This window comes from Kaistella antarctica (assembly GCF_900109615.1).
GTDB lineage: Bacteria > Bacteroidota > Bacteroidia > Flavobacteriales > Weeksellaceae > Kaistella > Kaistella antarctica.
In genome coordinates this window covers 368165-385933 of sequence record NZ_FOIX01000003.1, presented here as the reverse complement: position 1 = coordinate 385933, position 17769 = coordinate 368165, and the positions used below count along the sequence as shown (strand labels likewise).

Here is a 17769-nt window from a genome sequence, read left to right as displayed (position 1 = left end):
TTACTTCGAGGTTACTTGTCAAAATCGTGCCAAAATGGATTTATTTTGTGCTTAAAATTCTTCCATTATTTGCAAATTATTGATAATCAAATAATTAGCGAATACAATTAATTAAACGCACATTTAGATTTTAAAAAGGATTATATCAATCCGTGTCATTGAAACATTATAAATTACACAAAAAAAGAGCTGATTTATAATCAACTCTTTTAACTTCACGACAAAATAATGTTAAATACTTTCCAGCGATTTCTGAACGTCAGCAAATCCGCCACCATTATAAATATCGGACATATTTTCAGATTTAAAGAACTCTAACGCTTTACCGCTTCTGTTTCCGCTTCTGCAGAAAAAGATTTTCGGACCTTCTAACTGCATCACCTCTTCTTTCCGGTCTTGAATTTCGCCTAAAGGAATGTTAAGGGCAGATTCTATCTCACCATCCATTTCCAGTTCCATTTGTTCACGAACATCGACTAAATGGTAGTTTCCTGTTTTTAAAACTTCTTCTATTGACATATTTTTTAATTTAATGGTTATAAATATTTAAGTCACAAATTTATAAAATATTGTTAGTTTTGCAATGCAATCTATGTTACAAAGTCCAGAATTTAATTCAAATTTAATTAAAGCCAAAGCAAAAAAGTTTGGTTTTCAAAATTGTGGAATATCACGAGCAGATTTTCTGGAAGAAGATGCTAGACCGTTTGAAAGTTGGCTGAAGCATAATTACCAGGGAGAAATGTCTTACATGGAAAATTACTTTGACAAAAGACTGGATCCACGACGGTTGGTTGAAGGTTCTAAATCAGTTATTTCACTCTCCTACAATTATTTTCCAGAAAAAAATTTGGCTAATCTGGGCAACCTAAAAATTTCTAAATACGCTTATGGTGAAGATTACCATGAAATTATAAAGGAGATTTTGCGTGAAATGGTAGCTGAGTTAAAGGATGAAATCGGAGATATTGAATGTCGGGTTTTCACCGATTCCGCCCCGATCTTAGAAAGAAGTTGGGCCAGAAAATCGGGAATTGGTTGGGTCGGGAAAAACGCCAATCTTATCACCAAACAAACTGGATCCTTTTATTTTTTAGCCGAAATCATTTGTGATTTAGAACTTGTGGAAGATTATGAAACGACTGATCATTGTGGTTCCTGCCGAAAATGCATCGACGCGTGTCCAACCGATGCAATTGTTGCTGACCGCGTGATCGATGGAAGCAAATGTATTTCTTACGCAACCATCGAATTGAAAAATGAAATTCCCGCTCACTTTAAAGGTAAGATGGAAGACTGGATGTTTGGCTGCGATATTTGCCAGGATGTTTGCCCTTGGAATCGTTTTTCAAAGCCGCATCAGCAGGAAAAATTTAAACCTAATTCTCTGCTTCAAAATCTAGAAAAATCTGATTGGCAAGAACTCTCACAGGAATTATTTTCAGAAATATTTCGAAAGTCTCCCGTAAAGAGAACGAAATTTGCAGGGCTGAAAAGAAATATAGAATTTTTGACTGATTCTAAAACCTCTAACTTTTAACAATCATTATTAAAGCAATGATGAAATCAAATTTAAAAAAAAACACATTTTGAAAAAAGCATTCTCAATTATTCTGAAAAGTTTAGCTGCAATTCTGGGCTTGGTTCTACTCTACGTAGTTCTTTCTTTGGTTATTCCGTATATTCCAATTCAAAAAAAGGCGACTACCGAAATCGCAAATATTCCTATTTATATTTATACGAACGGTGTCCATACTGATATTGTAATGCCGATCAAAACTGACCAAATTGATTGGAGCACCAAAATCCTATTTGATAATACGACTTCTAAAAGTTCGGATTTTAATTATGTCGGCATTGGTTGGGGCGACAAAGGATTCTATTTAGACACACCGACATGGGCAGAACTAAAAGTTTCCACAGCATTTTATGCAGCTTTTTGGCTGGGCGATTCGGCGATGCATACCACTTTTTACAAAACAATGAAAGAAGGAGCTGACTGTAAAAAAATGCTGCTTACCAAAAATCAGTATGCAGCATTGATTGAATTTGTAGATTCTAAATTTGACAAAGATAGTTCAGGACAAAATATCTTAATTCCTACAGACGCGGTATATTCTAAGGACGATGCGTTTTATGAAGCCAAAGGAAGTTACAGTTTTTTATACACTTGTAATACTTGGACCAACAACGCTTTAAAAGCAGCTGGCCAAAAAGCTGCACTTTGGACCCCGACTGATTTTGGAATATTTCAGCATTATAAATAACGTTTTTCACTTCTTTAATAAGGGAAGGATAATTATTTAAAGGTTATAAATACTGGCTAATTGGTCTAAAGAATAAATTTTTCTTATTTTAAAAACTTTGTAAATACATCTCTATTACATGCAGCGATCTCATTTCTACATTTTACTGATTTTAAATTTTCTGTTCGTTAATACAATTTCAGCACAGACCATCAATTCGAAAACTGATTCTTTAAGAGTTGGTGTGGCTGGGACTGCGCCATTTGTTTTTACGGAACGTGGAAATTCTGCGCCTCAAGGAATTTCGGTTAGTATTTGGGATGAAATTGCAACAGATCTTGACTGGACTTATCAATATAAATCTTACAAAACCGTTAATCTTGCCTTAGATGCTTTGAAAAAAGGAGACTTGGATTTGGTTGTTGGACCAGTAACCATTAACTCTCAGAGGTTAAACGATTTTAGATTTTCACAACCGTTTTATCAGTCAAGTTTAGCTATCGCTTATAAGCAAGGTGAATTTAGTATCTGGAATGTTTTCAAACTTTTATTTAGCTTTAAATTATTATTAGCAATAGGAATCTTTCTTGTTATTCTGGGAATCGTTGGTACTTTACTGTGGCTTGCAGAAAGGAAAGCATCGCCCGAACAGTTCTCCTCGAAACCTGCAAAAGGAATTGGCAGCGGAATGTGGTTAGCAATTGTAACCATGAGTACAACTGGTTATGGTGATAAAGCACCAGTAACATTGATGGGTAGAATAATTGCAGGAACTTGGATGGTTGTATCGATTATTTCAGCGACCTCGATGATTGCAGGAATTGCGAGTGTTCTTACCTTCTCTAATTTTCAGTCGGTTGACATTAAAAATATTGAGCAATTAAATGGAAAAAAAGTCGCAACCATTTCAGGTTCTCCTTCTGTTACTTTTTTAAAGGAATATAATATTAGAATAAAACCGACAGAGACTTTAGCTGAAGCGATAAAAATGCTGAATGCTGAACAAGTTGATGCTATTGTTTACGACCGGCCGCAGTTGATGCACTACATCAATACGCACAAAGATGATGATTTAGAGCTTGCCACCGCAGAATACTATCAACAAGGTTACGGCTTTGCTTTTCCCAAAGAAAGTAATTTAGTTTTCCAAGTCAATAGAACGCTGTTAGAATTATCGGAAGATCAGCAAATTTCAGAAATTATTGAAGAGTATTTGGGGAAACCAAAATAATTTAAATTAGATGTAGAAATAAAAAACCTCTGTGAATCAATGATTACAGAGGTTTGTAGTACCCGGCACCAGAATCGAACTGGTACATCTTGCGATACTAGAGTTTGAGTCTAGCGCGTCTACCAATTCCGCCAGCCGGGCGTTTAAATTGGAGTGCAAATATAGAATTAATTTTTTAAGAACAGGAAATTTATTTACTAAAATTTCAACAAAACCGTCGTGTTCATCACTAAAACTAACTAACTATTTGATTATCAAAACTGCAATTCTAAACCATCATAGGCGAGATGAACATTTTCTGGCAGTTCAAATTCTGTTTCATCATGCATTCCTAAGTGATGAGAAATATGAGTGAGGTACAATTTCTTTGGTTGAAGCTCTTCAAAGAGTTCTAAAACCTGCGGCAAAATAAAGTGCGCGGGATGCAATTCTTCTTTACGAATGCAGTTTAGAATAAGAACATCCAGATTTTTTAATTTTTCTTTTTCATCATTATTAATGAAGCTAGCATCGGTAATGTAAGCAAGCTTTTTAAATTTAAAACCAAGAACGGTAATTTTAGAATGCATCACCTCTATCGGATAAATATCATTGTCCAAAATATTAAAATCACCTGTGATTTCCTGTAAATTAAAAGAAGGCGCACCAGGATATTTAATATCCGCAAAAGCGTAAGGGAAACGGGATTTCACTTCGTCACCTACTCTTTTATTCGCATACAGATCGATGTTCTTTCTATTTTTAAAGATGAGCGGTCGCAAATCATCCAAACCAATCACATGATCGTTATGCTCATGTGTTAATAGCACCGCATCGATTTGCTCTTCTTTGTTATCGAGCATTTGCAACCTGAAGTCAGGTCCACAATCAATCAGAATTTTCTTACCGAAATCGGTCGTGATTAAAGCTGATGAACGGAATCGTTTATCTTTTAAATTTAATGACGAACAAACGTCGCAATGGCAGGCAATAACGGGAACTCCTTGAGAGGTACCCGTTCCTAAAAATTTCAACTTCATTTTTTTTGATGTTGGCTTTATTTTGGTAAATTTACAAAAAATTAGACTTCACTGTGATTCAACCGAAATTAACACCCAAGCAGAAAGCCTTAGCGATCAATCTGGACCAAAACATTTACGGCACCTTTGCCGAAATTGGAGCTGGTCAGGAAACGGTACGCTATTTTTTCCGAGCAGGAGGCGCCTCTCGAACCATCGCAAAGGCGATGTCTGCTTATGATAAAGACTTTAGTGATGCGATTTATGGTAGAGAAGCCAAAAATAGATACGTCACTCAAAATAGATTGCGCAAAATGTTGCGCTATGAAGTTTCGCTAATCGAAGAACGCGTCTCCCGCGAAACTTGTCCTGGTCGAAAATTTTTCTCTTACGCCAATACCGTCACCACGATCAACTTTGATAAAACAATGAAAGGTCATGGCTGGATTGGATTACGGTTTCAGTGTCATGAATCTGAAGATTATAATGAAATCGTTTTACATGTAAAGTTTAATGAAAACGATGCGACTTTACAACAAGAAACCTTAGGAAGTCTTGGCGTTAATCTTATATATGGAGCTTTTTACTATTTTGACAATCCACGAATTTTAATTAATTCTCTTTTTGATGATATTTCAAAAGATAACATAGAAATCGATATGATCGACTTCAGCGGACCAGCTTTCACCTATGTTGACAACAGATTAATGAGTCTGCAGTTGGTGAAAAGTGGCATGACGGACGCTGTTATTTTCAATTCAGAAGGAAACAATATGTTGCCCGCCGATATTTTGTATAGAAAAAATATTTTCGCCGTCCGTGGGAGCTTTAGACCAGTGACTTTGGTGAATATTGATATGTTTGAGAAAGGCCTCGATTTATTTAAAAAAGATTGGGGATGCAATGAAGCAGAAACCGAGGTTCTATTTGAAATCACGATTGCCAATCTAAGAGCAGCGGGCGATATCGACGAAAGAGATTTCCTAGACAGAGTCGATATTTTGGGTAAATTAGGATACACGGTGATCATCTCAAATTTCTCAGAATACTATCGTTTGATTGATTATTTCGCACCTTATACCAATGGAAAAATTGGCGTTGCGATGGGCGTTAATAATATGCTCGATGTTTTTGATGAAAATTATTATGAAAATCTTTCTGGCGGAATTTTGGAAGCGTTTGGTAAGTTTTTCAGAAAAGGGATGCGTGTTTATCTCTACCCGTATAAAGATCCAGAAACCCATGAACTACTGACTGCCAACAATCTAAAGGTTGCCGATAGTTTGAAAGAATTGTATAAATATTTTAAACTCAATAAAAGGATAGTCGATATTAAGGATTATAATCCCGATTATTCTGAAATCTACTCCAGAATTATCCTTGATAAGATTTCGAACCATATTCCAGGTTGGGAAAAAGAAGTTCCGGAAGGTGTTGCGGAATTGATTAAAGAACGCGGAATGTTCGGTTACAAAGAAGAATTAAAACTCAAAGAATTTATTTAAAAATAAAAAAATGTCTGAAATAAAAAAACGTCTTTCCATTATTTTAGAAAGCCCAAAAGATAATACGGAAGAAAAACTTCAAAAAATTTGTGCGTTGTTAGATCAGGAAATCTCCTACTTCAACTGGACAGGATTTTACTTTAAAAACGGTGATAAAGAAGAATTGATTTTAGGACCTTACGTCGGCGCACCGACAGATCACACGATTATTCCTTACGGAAAAGGAATTTGTGGACAGGTTGCTGTTTCCAATGAAACCTTCGTGGTTCCAGATGTTCATGAGCAAGACAATTATTTAAGCTGTTCTATCGATACCAAAGCAGAAATCGTAGTTCCGATTATGAAAGACGGTCAAAATCTTGGTCAGATTGATATTGACTCTCACAAAGTAGATCCGTTTACCGATGAAGATCGTGAAATGTTAGAATGGCTTTGTGCTGAAGTTGCAAAAATTATGTAATCAAATTTGATTTATAATAAAAAAAGTGTGGATTTTTAGAAGTCCACACTTTTTGTGTTTATAAGGAGTTTTTTATTCTGCTAAATCTACAATTCCTTTTCCATCTAGACGATAAACCGTCCATTCATTCATAGGTTTTGCCTGAAGAGATTCATAGAAATCGATAGCGGGTTGATTCCAATTGAGAACCGACCACTCCATTCTGCCGCAGTTTTCTGCATTTGCAATTTTCGTAAGTTCAATCAGCAAAGTTTTCCCATATCCTTTTCCGCGGTGTTCTGGCTCGACGTAAAGGTCTTCGAGATATAAACCGGGCTTTCCGACAAAAGTTGAAAAATTATAAAAATACAACGCAAATCCAGCCGGCATTCCATTTTCTTCACCAATAATGACGTGTGCGAATTTTTTCACAAATATATTTTCCTGAAGCTCTTCTACTGAAGTCACAACTTCATTTTCCATTTTTTCGTAAACGGCTAGTTTTTTAATAAGATCAAAAATTACTGGAGTATCTTCTGGAGTGGCTTTTCTAATCGTGAACATTTCTTTTAAATTTTAGAAATCAAAGTTAAGGTTTTTGAAAGAATTTAATTTGAAGATCCACTCGTAACTAGCCCAGATTGTAGCGACATCCTTTTCTGAGGAGGAATGACGAGGAAAAGATATAGCGGAAAGCGGGATTAAGCTCCTAAAAAAACCTCCGAAAAAAATTCGAAGGTTAAATTAATTATTGGTAATTACCTATTACTTATATTTCGGTATTCATATCCCAGTTTTGAAGATAATCGTGAACGTGTTTTAGGAACATTCCTCCCAAAGAACCGTCTACTACACGGTGATCGTAAGAATGTGACATGAACATCAAATTACGGATCGCAATCACATCGCCGTCTTTCGTTTCCAAAACTGCAGGTTTTTTCACAATCGCACCAACGGCCAGAATCGCAACTTGAGGTTGTGGAATAATCGGCGTACCCATTAGGTTTCCGAAGCCTCCAACGTTGGAAATCGTGTACGTTGCACCTTGCGTATCTTCGGGTCTCAATTTTTTATTTCTAGCACGGTAAGCCAAATCGTTGATCGCTTTTGCTAAACCTGAAAGAGAAAGTTGATCTGCGTTTTTAATAACAGGAACAATTAAATTTCCGTCTGGAAGTGCCGTTGCCATTCCGATATTGATGTTTTTCTTTTTGATGATTTTATCGCCATCTACAGAAACGTTGATCATAGGGAAATCCTGAATTGCTTTCACAATTGCGTGAACAAAAATTGGCATGTAGGTCAATTTCTCGCCTTCTCTCTTTTCGAAAATATCTTTGTGTTTCGTTCTCCATCGTACGACATTGGTAACGTCAGATTCGATGAACGACGTAACGTGCGGCGAAGTGTGTTTGCTTTTCACCATGGCATCAGCGATGATTTTACGAACGCGATCCATCTGGATTACTTCGTCACCCTCATTTAATTTAATTGTCGCAGAAACTGGAGCGGCGGCTTGTGGAGCCGGACTTGGAGTTGCTGCAACTGAAGGCGTAGAAACCGCTTGCGGCGCTACACGAGAAGCTCTGTTGGCAACAAATGATAATATATCTTCTTTGGTAATTCTTCCGTCTAAACCGCTTCCTTTAATAGATTGCAATTCGTTGTCAGAAATTTTTTCGTTTTGTGCGATTGATTTTACTAATGGTGATAAATATAAATCGGAACCTTCGAAACCGGTAGCAGCTTTTGCGCTTTCCATGGCTGCTTCCAAACCTTTTACAACGTCGGAATCTACATTTGGAATTTCAGTTTTCACTTCTTCCGCAGATTTTGGTTCTTGAGGCTGATCTGCAACTGCATCACCAGCGCCGGCAACTTCTAAAATTGCAATGGCTTCACCAATTTTTGCAACTTCATCTTTCTGTTTCAGGATTTTAATAATTTTCCCCGAAACTGGAGTCGGAACATCGGAATCAACTTTGTCGGTTGCAATTTCTACAACGGAGTCATCTTCCTTTACGGAATCTCCCTCATTGAACATCCAACTGATAATCGTCGCTTCCATCACGCCCTCTCCCATCGATGGAAGTAGTAATTTATATTCTGCCATTTTATATTTCGATTTTCACAAAGATAAAAAATTTTCCCATTAAGAAAAAACGAATTTTTAGGGCATTTTTTTGATTTTATTTCAATAATTAAGTTTTCTATTTTTACATTTGTCTAAATATTTATCTTAATGAAAAACCTGCATATCGTAGCCTTATTCCAATTCAAAGAAAGTGATTTAATGGACGCTTTGGAATTACTGAAAAAATTAGTTTTCGAAACCCGAAAAGAAGAAGGTTGTTTACAGTACGACTTGATTGAAGACAACACGAATAAAGGAGTTTTCTTTATTGTGGAACTTTGGGAAAGTGACGAACATCACCATCAACACAATGGCACAAATCATTTGATGAACTTCAGAAATCAATCTGCGTCGATGTTAGAGAAATCAGCACAGGTTTATAAAGGTTACAAAACGTTTTAAATCATGAAGAAGGTTTCCTTATTATTGGTCTTATTTTCTGTTTTCGCGTTTTCTCAAAAATATACCAAAGCAGAAATTTCACGTATTACGGAAGGGAATATCGATTCGGCCTTGACTATTTTTCAAACGTCAGATTCTTTGCAGCATAAAGTTTTACTTGATCAGTCAATGGATGCAAATCCAAAAGATAAATACACAAAGATTTTAGTCAACCGAATGAAACTCGCACTTCTTTCTACAGGAAGCGGAGTTGGAATTGCTGCACCACAAGTCGGAATCAATCGAAATATCACTTGGGCAAAAAGGTTTGATAAGGACGGAAAACCTTTGGAATATTTTATCAATCCAAAAATTCTCTGGCGTTCAGAAGTTTTGAATCTAGGTCCGGAAGGCGATTTATCCATCGAGGTTTTCAGAGATTATTTTTATAGAAGTCAAGTGATTCAATTAGAATATTTTGATTTAGACGGAAAGAAACATACTGAAATTGTGGAAGGTTTCACGGCAATTATCTTGCAGCACGAGATCGATCATCTTTCGGGGATTTTAATTTCTGATAAAATTGAAAATCAGAAAATGAAAAATTTCGAGAAAGTGGAATTCTATAAAGAGATAAAATAGAAACTAAATATTTCTTAAAACGCAAAATCTTTTAACCGCAAAAGAGGCAAAAGATTCTGAAACTTCCTACTAATAATTAATAACAAAAGGTTGCAAAAAGTAAAATTATTCACCTTTTGCAACCTTTTGAACATTCTATTAAAATGAAACTTTTGTGTCTTTTGCGGTAAAGAACTTTTCAAACACTAAATAATCTGCGCTTCAAAAACGTCACAGAAATATCTTTTGATTTTCTCTTTAATTTCAGCCAATTCGTCTGTTGAGAATTCTCTGTCTAATTCTCTTTGCAAAGAAGTCACGCCTTTATCCTTAATTCCACACGCAATAATATATTCGAAATAGCGCAAATCCGTACTTACATTCAACGCCAAACCGTGCATGGTTACCCATTTCGAAGTCTTCACGCCCATCGCGCAAATCTTTCGAGCATAAGGTTTTCCAACATCTAGCCAAACTCCCGTTTCACCTTCACTTCTCTCGCCAGTCAAACCATATTCAGCAATCGTGCGAATAATCACTTCCTCCAAATTCCGCATATACAAAAAAATGTCAGATTTGAAATTATCCAAATCCAAAATCGGATATCCTACAATCTGCCCGAAACCGTGATACGTAATATCTCCACCCCGATTCGTTTTTACAAAAGTCGCATTAATTTCTTCTAATTTTTTTGCATTCGCCAACATATTATGTTCGTCTCCCGATTTCCCTATCGTGTAAACATGTGGATGCTCTACAAACAATAAATAATTCGGAGTTTCTGACTGTTCATCATCAGTTCGGTTGCGATTCTCCAGTTTCAAATCGATGATTTCTTTCATCAATTTTTCCTGAAATTCAAAAGCCGGTTCATAGTCCATCAACCCTAAGTCCTGAAACAGCAAAGTTCTATTCTGTGTGCTTGTCATTTTATTTTCTATTTTTGGGCAGTCCCCTCTCCAACGCTTTTCCAGCCGCTTGGGTCGGGCTATTCGTTACAAAACGAGGTACAAGTTTCGACGATTCAAATAAAAAAAATATTAATTTGAGTCAATCTTTGGTTCGTTCCTCACCAAAGGATTTTCACTTCTATCCTTATTGCAGGATTCCGCTTCTAAATCCATTTTGTTTTTTTACAACGAATTTATTAAATTAGAAACTTCATATAAATCCTTAATGAATACTAAAAATATATTTCTTACTCCCTTTGCTAAGTGTAACGCCTTTGCGCCCTTAAAAAAGTACGAAGAACAGTAAATTTATAATCAAATCTTTGCGCCTTTGCGTTAAAAATTTTCATTTTAATTAATCGCTATATTCTATTGTGCTTTTAAGATTTCCACTCGCAAATTTATAAAATTAATTTATTATGCTACGAATAAAATTTTCTCCTTTTTTCGCCCAGTCATCATTATTCAGCAAAATATTCACCAAAGCAGTTCCGATAATTCCACCATCTGCTTTTTCGGTAACCTTATCAAAATCAGATTTATTTTTAATTCCAAACCCAATCATGACTGGATTTTTCAAACCTAAATTCGCCAGTCGATTCAGATATTCTTCATTGTTGATTTCTTTCGCCTCATTCCCTGTCGTAGAAGAACTTGAAACGGCATATAAAAATCCGGAACTTAAAGAATCCAGATATTTAATTCTTTCATCGGAAGTTTCCGGCGTCACCAAAAAGATAAAATTAAGATTGTATTTCTCTAAAGTAGAGCGGTAGTTTTTGTCAAATTCTACGGGGGGCAAATCCGGAATAATCAAGCCAGAAACTCCAGACTCTTTACATTCTTTACAGAAGGCTTCAAATCCAAAACTTAAAACCGGATTAATATAGCCCATCAAAATAATCGGAATTTTCATTTCTGATTTCACCGATTTCAATTGGATAAAAAGTTCCGCGATGGTCATTCCATTTTTTAAGGCAATTTCATGAGCTTTTTGGATAACAGGTCCATCTGCAACCGGATCAGAATACGGCATTCCGATTTCGATATAATCAGCCCCGGAATGTTGGATTATTTTTAAAATTTCAGTCGTGTCTTTCAATTGGGGAATTCCCGCGGTGAAATATATATTGAGTTTCTTTTTCATTTTGATTTTGATCATTTATAAATTAAATAAGTTTTCAATCAGAGCGCAGACTGCAGCCCGACTTGAACGAAGCTCTTTTTAATTGGTGGCTGAGCTTGTCGAAGCCAGCATTTAAAAAAGCGGAAGTGGAAGGCGGAAATGTCTGCCCAAATAATTATTCTATAATTTTGAAAGATACGTTTCCATATCCTTATCGCCTCTTCCACTCAAACAAATCACCACAACTTCGTCTTTTCCAAAACTTTTCTTTTCTAAAACCGCCAAAGCATGCGCAGATTCCAAGGCCGGAATAATTCCTTCGATTTGGGTTAGTTCAAATGCTGACTTCAAGGCTTCTTCATCGTTAATACTAAAGAATTCTGCTCTTTTATTAATGGATAAATTAGCGTGAAAAGGTCCAATTCCAGGATAATCTAACCCTGCAGAAATCGAGTGAGGTTCGATCACTTGTCCATCAGCAGTTTGCATCACCAAACTTTTACTGCCATGCAAAACACCCAATGTTCCTAAGAAAGTAGTCGCCGCAGATTTCCCAGAATGAATTCCAAAACCACCCGCTTCGGCCGCAATAATTTTCACACTCGGTTCATCTACAAAATGGTAGAAAGTACCGGCAGCATTACTTCCACCACCAACGCAAGCAATAACCACATCTGGATTTTCACGGCCACTCTTTTCCTTTAATTGCCATTTTATTTCTTCGGAAATAACACTTTGAAACCGCGCCACCAAATCCGGAAAAGGATGTGGACCGACCACACTTCCAATAATATAGTGCGTTGTCGTAGCATTGTTGATCCAATCTCTTAACGCTTCATTCACCGCATCTTTCAATGTTTTCGATCCAGAAGTTGCAGGGATAACTGTTGCGCCCAACATTTTCATTCGTCCAACATTTGGCGCTTGACGAGCAATGTCAACTTCGCCCATGTAAATAATGCATTCTAATCCGAGCAAAGCACAGGCGGTCGCAGTCGCAACGCCGTGTTGTCCAGCGCCAGTTTCTGCGATAATTCTTTGCTTTCCTAATTTTTTAGCAAGCAAGGCTTGACCTAAAGCATTGTTGATTTTATGTGCTCCAGTGTGATTTAAATCTTCTCTTTTCAGATAAATCTGAGTGTTGTATTTCTTGCTTAGATTTTTAGCGAAATATAATGGTGTTGCACGACCTACGTAATTCTTTAAAAGATCTTGATATTCCTCTTGGAATTCTTCCGACTCTATGATTTCTAAATAATTATGTTGTAGTTCCTCTACATTAGGATATAACATTTCCGGAACAAAGGCGCCACCAAATTCGCCGTAATAACCATCTTCATCTGGATTTCTGTATGTTTTCATCTTATCTTTTTTATCATTTCTCAACTTTTTAATCGAGAAGGTTTTTAAATTCTTTTATTTTTTCTATGTTTTTATTTCCAGGCTCTACTTCAAATTTTGAATTGATATCTAAGGCAAAAGGTTTTTGTTTCAATAATTTGAGATTTTCAATATTTTCTAGAGAAACTCCACCGCTTAAAAAGTATGGCTTGGTGATTTCTAAATTATTTAAAATTTGCCAGTCGAAAGATTTTCCTGTTCCACCAAATGCTTTTGAATCGGTATCAAATAATAAATAGTCGACGGTTGATGGTTGATGGTTGATGGTTTTTTGTAACACCTCAATATTGTGATTTCCAATTCTTATGACTTTTATAATTTCTATTTTCTCATTTAATTTTTTTCTTAATTCGCAAATAAAATCACTGCTTTCATCACCGTGAAGTTGAATATAGTTGAGTTTCGCTTTTTCAGATATTTTTATAATTTCACTTACACTTTCATTTACAAATACTCCGACTTTTCCTGGATGATTAATTGATTTCATTTCTTCCAAAGTCAAAGAATTTAAAACATAACGAGGGGATTTTTCATAAAAAATAAATCCCAAAAAATCTGTCTTTAAAGAAATTAATTCTTCTATTTGATCTATTCTTGTTAAACCGCAAACTTTTAATTTCATATTAAGTTTTGGCTAAAGCCGATTGAATTTGTAAATTTTGTAATCGGGCTAAAGCCCGTTCCTATTAAGAATATTTAATGTCAGTTTATATGCTGCTACTTATTCAATAATTATCTAAAATAATTCGTGAAATCGTGGCTTTTATTTTTTAATTATCTTTATAAACTCTTCAAAAGCAATTCCGGGATTCGCATTTCGCATAAAATATTCGCCCATCAAAAATCCATTAAACCCTTTTTCTTTTAAAAATTTGAAATCCTCTAATGAATAAATTCCACTTTCGGCAATTGCGAGAACTTCTTTTGGCAAAAGGTTTTTCAAATTAACAGAATGTTGCAAATCAACTTTGAAATCTTTGAGGTTTCTATTATTAATTCCTACTGAATCAATGTTTTTATTGCAGTGGTTTAATTCTTCTTCAGTGTGAATTTCCAATAAAACCTCTAATCCTAATTCATGAGATAATTGTGTAAATTCCTGAACTTGCGTTGGAGAAAGACAAGAAGCGATTAATAAAATAACATCTGCTCCATTTGCTTTCGCTTCATAAAACTGATATTCATCAATCATGAAATCTTTTCGCAAAATAGGAATCGAAATTTCATTTCTTACTTTCAAAATATCTTCTAATTTTCCTCCAAAAAACTCTGAATCTGTTAAAATTGAAATTCCACTCGCTCCACATTTTTGATATGATTTAACCACTTCTAAAACATCAGCCTTATCGTTAATAATTCCTTTACTGGGCGATTGTCTTTTAAATTCAGTAATGATTCCACTACCCGACTTCACTGATTCTTTTAAAGAAAAAGTCTTGCGGTTAAAAAGTGCTACATCTTTTAATTCTGGTAAAGAAATCTGCCTTTTCGCTTTCGAAACTTCCTGCTTTTTTTGTTTAATAATTTTATCGAGAATATTCATTTTTAAGCAATTAAAACATTTAGACAATTCAAGGCTTTTCCCTCCATTAAACTTTCTTTAGCCATCATTAGGCAATTTTCGTAATCACAATATTTCTCTGTATTCTTCAAAGCCATAGCAGCATTGGCTAAAACAACAGCGTTCTGTTCATACGTTCCTTTCCCCTCTAATATAGATTTAAAAATCTCCGCTGCTTCGTCAATACTGTTTCCTCCGAAAATAGTTTTTGGATCGATATTTTTAAACTGCAATTCTTCCGCTGAATAAATCTTCTCTCCGTATTTATCAATCATTTTTGTATCGCTGGTCAAACTGATTTCGTCGTAACCATCTAAAGCATTTACGAGCAAAAAATCAGCATTTTTCTTCTGTAATAAATATTGGTAAATCCGGGCGATTTCCAAATTCGCCACACCAATCATGGTATATTTTGGTTGAGCCGGATTAATCAATGGTCCCAATAAATTAAAGAAAGTTTTCAGTCCAATATTTTTACGCATTGGTGCGATTGATTTCAAGGAAGTATGGAAAATCGGTGCATGTAAATAGCAGAAATTACCATTTTCTAAATCACTTTTCAACTCTGCTTCAGTTTCTTTAAAGCGGTAACCGAGAGTTTCCAAAACATTTGACGCGCCACTAATTGTTGAAGCCGCATAATTTCCATGCTTGGCTACTTTTTGTCCAGTTCCTGCAACAACCAAACTCGCCAAAGTTGAAATATTAAACGTGTTTTTTCCATCTCCACCTGTTCCAACAATATCGACCAAATCATCCGTTCCTAAATCTATTTTCGGTGCCAATTGTTGCAGGGCTTCGGTAAAACCTTCCAATTCCGCCAACGTAATACTTCGCATCAGGAAAACGGTAACGAATGAAGTTACTTCAATTTCGTTAAAAATATTCTTTGAGATTTCCAAGAGAATCGATTTTGCCTGGGATTTGCTCAAAGTTTGGTGGTCGAATAAATATTGTAATATCTCTTTCATTTTAATTCTGTAAAAAATTTTGAATAATCTTTTTTCCGTGCGGAGTTAAAATACTTTCCGGATGATATTGAACTGCTTGAACATCGTATTTTTTGTGCTGTAAAGACATGATCATTCCGTTCTCATCAACTGACGTAATTTCTAATTCTTCGGGGAAATTTTCAGGATTGACAGCCCAACTATGATATCTTCCAACTTCTAAATTCTCGGGTAAATCTCTTAAAAGTCGAGCATCTTTTTTGATGGTTTGGGCATTGGTTGCAACGCCGTGATATATTTCTGTAAGATTAATTAAACTTCCACCGAATGCTTCTGCAATCGCCTGTTGACCAAGACAAACTCCCAATATCGATTTCGTTGGTGCGTATTTTTTAATCAGTTCAATTAAGATTCCGGCTTCACTTGGAATTCCCGGACCTGGAGAAAGCACGATCTTATCATACTTTTCGATTTCCTCTAAAGTGATTTCATCATTTCGGAAAACATCTACTTTTCCCCCACTAATTTGCTCAATCATTTGAACTAAATTATACGTAAAACTGTCGTAATTATCAAAGACTAATAATTTCATAATTGTATGTTCTTAAATTGATTCGGCTTTTCTAACAGCCATTTTCAAAGCATTCAGTTTATTATTCACTTCCTGCAACTCATTTTCCGCTGTAGATTTTGCCACGATTCCAGCACCGGCTTGATAATAAAGCGTATTATTTTTACTTAAAAAAGTTCGGATCATAATCGCCTGATTGCAACTTCCATCGAAACCGACAAAGCCGATACAACCGCCGTAAAACGAACGCGAAGTTTTCTCATACGAGTCGATTAATTCCATCGCTTTGTATTTTGGCGCACCGCTCAAAGTTCCCTGTGGAAAAGTAGTCGCAATCATTTCGTAAGGATTTTGATTTTCTTCAACATCGGCCGTAACTTCGCTTACCAAATGAATGACGTGAGAAAAAAACTGAACTTCTTTCAACTTGGTTACTGTTGTATTTTTACCGCAAATGCTTAAATCATTTCTCGCTAAATCAACGAGCATCGTATGTTCTGCATTTTCTTTCGCATCTTTCTTTAATTCTTCGGCGGCTTCTAAATCTTTTTGAACTTCACCTGTGCGTTTGAAAGTTCCCGCAATTGGATGAATAATCGCTTTTCCATCTTTAATAATCAATTGGCTTTCTGGACTGGAACCCATTAGTTTAAAATCTCCGTAATCGAAATAAAATAAATAAGGAGAAGGATTGATATGTCGCAAAGCACGGTAAACATTAAATTCATCGCCATTAAATTTCTGTTCAAATCTTCGACTCAAAACCAATTGGAAAACGTCACCACGGAAACAGTGCTTTCTTGCGGTTTCTACCAATTCTCGGTATTCTTGATCTTCAAGATTTGACGTTTCGTAATCGGTAATTTTAAAAGGAAAAATTGGTGCGTTTTTCTGATTGATGAGATTTTCAATTTCGATCGTGTTTGATTTTAAACCGTCAATTTTATTTTCGATAATAAACATTTCATCGTTGTAGTGGTTGATCGCAATTATATATTGATACAAACGATACCGCAACAACGGGATTTTATTTTCTTCCGAAAGTTCTTTAAATTGAATATTTTCAAAGAAAGGTATCGCGTCATAACTGGTATAACCAAAAAATCCCTGTGCAGATTTTCCAATTTCTTTGGAAGGCTCTCCACATACAAAACATTTTGAAAAATCATTCAGCAACTCACTTAACTTTTCTTTTTCTAACGCAATTTTTTGCGGATTGCCTAAAGGAAATTTGAGTTCTGCCTCGTCGTAATTTCTGATCTCGATTCCCGCAACAGCGTTGATGGCGATGAATGAAAAGTTATTGTCGGTATTTTGATTTCCGGCACTTTCCAACAAGATCGTGTCGCGAAATTTATCCCGCAGTCGAAGGTAAATTCCGACCGGTGTGAAAAGATCACTCATCACCGATTTGATGGTTGTTTTTATGTTGACAGTTTGATTAAATTGCATGATATTTTTTAAAAATTTAAATAAAAAAAAGACCTTAACGAGTCACGTCAAAGTCTTTTTATATGTTTTTACAAACAGAATACAAGATTTGCTTCAGACCCTTATGAAGTTTGAATGATGCCACCAAGTAATGTTTGTGATTGTTTTCATTTGAAAATAATTATTTTTCTTAAAGGTCAAATGCAACGCTTACTAATATGGTT

At 35.5% G+C, this 17769-nt stretch carries 19 protein-coding genes and 1 tRNA gene; 7 read left to right on the top strand and 13 right to left on the bottom strand.

Translation table 11 applies throughout. The features are described 5' to 3' along the window. Positions 1-231: 231 nt before the first annotated feature. Entirely contained in the window at positions 232-519 is a 288-nt protein-coding gene (locus tag BMX49_RS10320; protein WP_034720483.1) for a rhodanese-like domain-containing protein, read from the bottom strand. 73 nt (positions 520-592) lie between these two features. Between BMX49_RS10320 and queG the strand changes: the two genes are divergently transcribed. From queG to BMX49_RS10305, 3 genes are all read left to right on the top strand, one after another. Continuing rightward, the gene (queG, locus tag BMX49_RS10315; protein ID WP_034720481.1) at positions 593-1540 is read left to right on the top strand and encodes a tRNA epoxyqueuosine(34) reductase QueG; all 948 of its coding nucleotides are present in this window, start codon (positions 593-595) and stop codon (positions 1538-1540) included. 49 nt (positions 1541-1589) lie between these two features. After that, positions 1590-2267, top strand: a complete 678-nt coding sequence (locus BMX49_RS10310; protein WP_034720480.1) for a TIGR02117 family protein — start codon at positions 1590-1592, stop codon at positions 2265-2267. A gap of 118 nt (positions 2268-2385) precedes the next feature. Next, positions 2386-3477, top strand: a complete 1092-nt coding sequence (locus tag BMX49_RS10305) for a transporter substrate-binding domain-containing protein (protein ID WP_034720479.1) — start codon at positions 2386-2388, stop codon at positions 3475-3477. A gap of 59 nt (positions 3478-3536) precedes the next feature. On the opposite strand, the gene BMX49_RS10300 is transcribed toward BMX49_RS10305, so the two are convergent. Further along, positions 3537-3618, bottom strand: a tRNA-Leu gene (locus BMX49_RS10300). 113 nt (positions 3619-3731) lie between these two features. After that, positions 3732-4496 (bottom strand): MBL fold metallo-hydrolase, encoded by a 765-nt coding sequence (locus BMX49_RS10295; protein WP_034720477.1) that lies wholly within the window; start codon positions 4494-4496, stop codon positions 3732-3734. 56 nt (positions 4497-4552) lie between these two features. Here BMX49_RS10295 and BMX49_RS10290 point away from each other — a divergent pair, with 56 nt between their 5' ends. Together BMX49_RS10290 and BMX49_RS10285 are read left to right on the top strand one after the other, a co-directional pair. Continuing rightward, complete coding sequence (locus BMX49_RS10290; RefSeq protein WP_034721515.1) at positions 4553-5980, top strand: hypothetical protein; 1428 nt, start codon at positions 4553-4555, stop codon at positions 5978-5980. Positions 5981-5990: 10 nt separating this feature from the next. Continuing rightward, positions 5991-6440, top strand: a complete 450-nt coding sequence (locus tag BMX49_RS10285) for an XrtF-associated fRMsr-like GAF protein (RefSeq protein ID WP_034720475.1) — start codon at positions 5991-5993, stop codon at positions 6438-6440. 72 nt (positions 6441-6512) lie between these two features. Here BMX49_RS10285 and BMX49_RS10280 read toward each other — a convergent pair whose 3' ends face one another. After that, entirely contained in the window at positions 6513-6983 is a 471-nt protein-coding gene (locus BMX49_RS10280; protein ID WP_034720473.1) for a GNAT family N-acetyltransferase, read from the bottom strand. Between the two features lie 205 nt (positions 6984-7188). Next, the gene (locus BMX49_RS10275) at positions 7189-8532 is read right to left on the bottom strand and encodes a dihydrolipoamide acetyltransferase family protein (protein ID WP_034720470.1); all 1344 of its coding nucleotides are present in this window, start codon (positions 8530-8532) and stop codon (positions 7189-7191) included. A gap of 129 nt (positions 8533-8661) precedes the next feature. Between BMX49_RS10275 and BMX49_RS10270 the strand changes: the two genes are divergently transcribed. Beyond that, entirely contained in the window at positions 8662-8955 is a 294-nt protein-coding gene (locus BMX49_RS10270; RefSeq protein WP_034720467.1) for a putative quinol monooxygenase, read from the top strand. 3 nt (positions 8956-8958) lie between these two features. Further along, on the top strand, positions 8959-9576 hold the full coding sequence (locus tag BMX49_RS10265) for a peptide deformylase (RefSeq protein WP_051803830.1): 618 nt from the start codon (positions 8959-8961) through the stop codon (positions 9574-9576). 185 nt (positions 9577-9761) lie between these two features. Here the strand turns inward: BMX49_RS10265 and lipB are convergent, their stop codons facing one another. The 8 genes from lipB to BMX49_RS10225 all read right to left on the bottom strand — a co-directional run bounded on the left by lipB (position 9762) and on the right by BMX49_RS10225 (position 17566). Continuing rightward, positions 9762-10484, bottom strand: coding sequence for a lipoyl(octanoyl) transferase LipB (gene lipB / locus BMX49_RS10260; RefSeq protein WP_034720465.1), 723 nt, complete (start codon positions 10482-10484; stop codon positions 9762-9764). 430 nt (positions 10485-10914) lie between these two features. Continuing rightward, positions 10915-11652, bottom strand: coding sequence for a tryptophan synthase subunit alpha (gene trpA, locus BMX49_RS10255; RefSeq protein WP_034721512.1), 738 nt, complete (start codon positions 11650-11652; stop codon positions 10915-10917). 159 nt (positions 11653-11811) lie between these two features. Beyond that, positions 11812-12993 carry a tryptophan synthase subunit beta gene (gene trpB, locus BMX49_RS10250; RefSeq protein ID WP_034721510.1) on the bottom strand — a complete coding sequence of 394 codons (1182 nt, stop codon included), beginning with the start codon at positions 12991-12993 and terminating at the stop codon, positions 11812-11814. Positions 12994-13021: 28 nt separating this feature from the next. Next, on the bottom strand, positions 13022-13654 hold the full coding sequence (locus BMX49_RS10245) for a phosphoribosylanthranilate isomerase (RefSeq protein ID WP_034720464.1): 633 nt from the start codon (positions 13652-13654) through the stop codon (positions 13022-13024). Positions 13655-13795: 141 nt separating this feature from the next. Further along, positions 13796-14575 carry an indole-3-glycerol phosphate synthase TrpC gene (gene trpC, locus BMX49_RS10240; protein ID WP_034720462.1) on the bottom strand — a complete coding sequence of 260 codons (780 nt, stop codon included), beginning with the start codon at positions 14573-14575 and terminating at the stop codon, positions 13796-13798. 2 nt (positions 14576-14577) lie between these two features. After that, complete coding sequence (trpD, locus tag BMX49_RS10235; protein WP_034720459.1) at positions 14578-15564, bottom strand: anthranilate phosphoribosyltransferase; 987 nt, start codon at positions 15562-15564, stop codon at positions 14578-14580. A 1-nt stretch (position 15565) separates the two neighbouring features. After that, positions 15566-16135: an anthranilate synthase component II gene (locus tag BMX49_RS10230; RefSeq protein WP_034720457.1), complete on the bottom strand. Its 570-nt coding sequence runs from the start codon at positions 16133-16135 to the stop codon at positions 15566-15568. Between the two features lie 12 nt (positions 16136-16147). Next, positions 16148-17566 carry an anthranilate synthase component I family protein gene (locus BMX49_RS10225; RefSeq protein ID WP_034720454.1) on the bottom strand — a complete coding sequence of 473 codons (1419 nt, stop codon included), beginning with the start codon at positions 17564-17566 and terminating at the stop codon, positions 16148-16150. Between the last annotated feature and the right edge of the window lie 203 nt (positions 17567-17769).

Coding starts and splice junctions, on each gene's coding strand:
- BMX49_RS10305 (WP_034720479.1), top strand. CDS start 2,386: ATGCAGCGATCTCATTTCTACATTTTACTGATTTTAAATTTTCTGTTC.
- BMX49_RS10275 (WP_034720470.1), bottom strand. CDS start 8,532: ATGGCAGAATATAAATTACTACTTCCATCGATGGGAGAGGGCGTGATG.
- BMX49_RS10280 (WP_034720473.1), bottom strand. CDS start 6,983: ATGTTCACGATTAGAAAAGCCACTCCAGAAGATACTCCAGTAATTTTT.
- lipB (WP_034720465.1), bottom strand. CDS start 10,484: ATGACAAGCACACAGAATAGAACTTTGCTGTTTCAGGACTTAGGGTTG.
- trpB (WP_034721510.1), bottom strand. CDS start 12,993: ATGAAAACATACAGAAATCCAGATGAAGATGGTTATTACGGCGAATTT.
- BMX49_RS10295 (WP_034720477.1), bottom strand. CDS start 4,496: ATGAAGTTGAAATTTTTAGGAACGGGTACCTCTCAAGGAGTTCCCGTT.
- BMX49_RS10245 (WP_034720464.1), bottom strand. CDS start 13,654: ATGAAATTAAAAGTTTGCGGTTTAACAAGAATAGATCAAATAGAAGAA.
- trpD (WP_034720459.1), bottom strand. CDS start 15,564: ATGAAAGAGATATTACAATATTTATTCGACCACCAAACTTTGAGCAAA.
- BMX49_RS10225 (WP_034720454.1), bottom strand. CDS start 17,566: ATGCAATTTAATCAAACTGTCAACATAAAAACAACCATCAAATCGGTG.
- queG (WP_034720481.1), top strand. CDS start 593: ATGTTACAAAGTCCAGAATTTAATTCAAATTTAATTAAAGCCAAAGCA.
- BMX49_RS10285 (WP_034720475.1), top strand. CDS start 5,991: ATGTCTGAAATAAAAAAACGTCTTTCCATTATTTTAGAAAGCCCAAAA.
- BMX49_RS10270 (WP_034720467.1), top strand. CDS start 8,662: ATGAAAAACCTGCATATCGTAGCCTTATTCCAATTCAAAGAAAGTGAT.
- trpA (WP_034721512.1), bottom strand. CDS start 11,652: ATGAAAAAGAAACTCAATATATATTTCACCGCGGGAATTCCCCAATTG.
- trpC (WP_034720462.1), bottom strand. CDS start 14,575: ATGAATATTCTCGATAAAATTATTAAACAAAAAAAGCAGGAAGTTTCG.
- BMX49_RS10265 (WP_051803830.1), top strand. CDS start 8,959: ATGAAGAAGGTTTCCTTATTATTGGTCTTATTTTCTGTTTTCGCGTTT.
- BMX49_RS10320 (WP_034720483.1), bottom strand. CDS start 519: ATGTCAATAGAAGAAGTTTTAAAAACAGGAAACTACCATTTAGTCGAT.
- BMX49_RS10230 (WP_034720457.1), bottom strand. CDS start 16,135: ATGAAATTATTAGTCTTTGATAATTACGACAGTTTTACGTATAATTTA.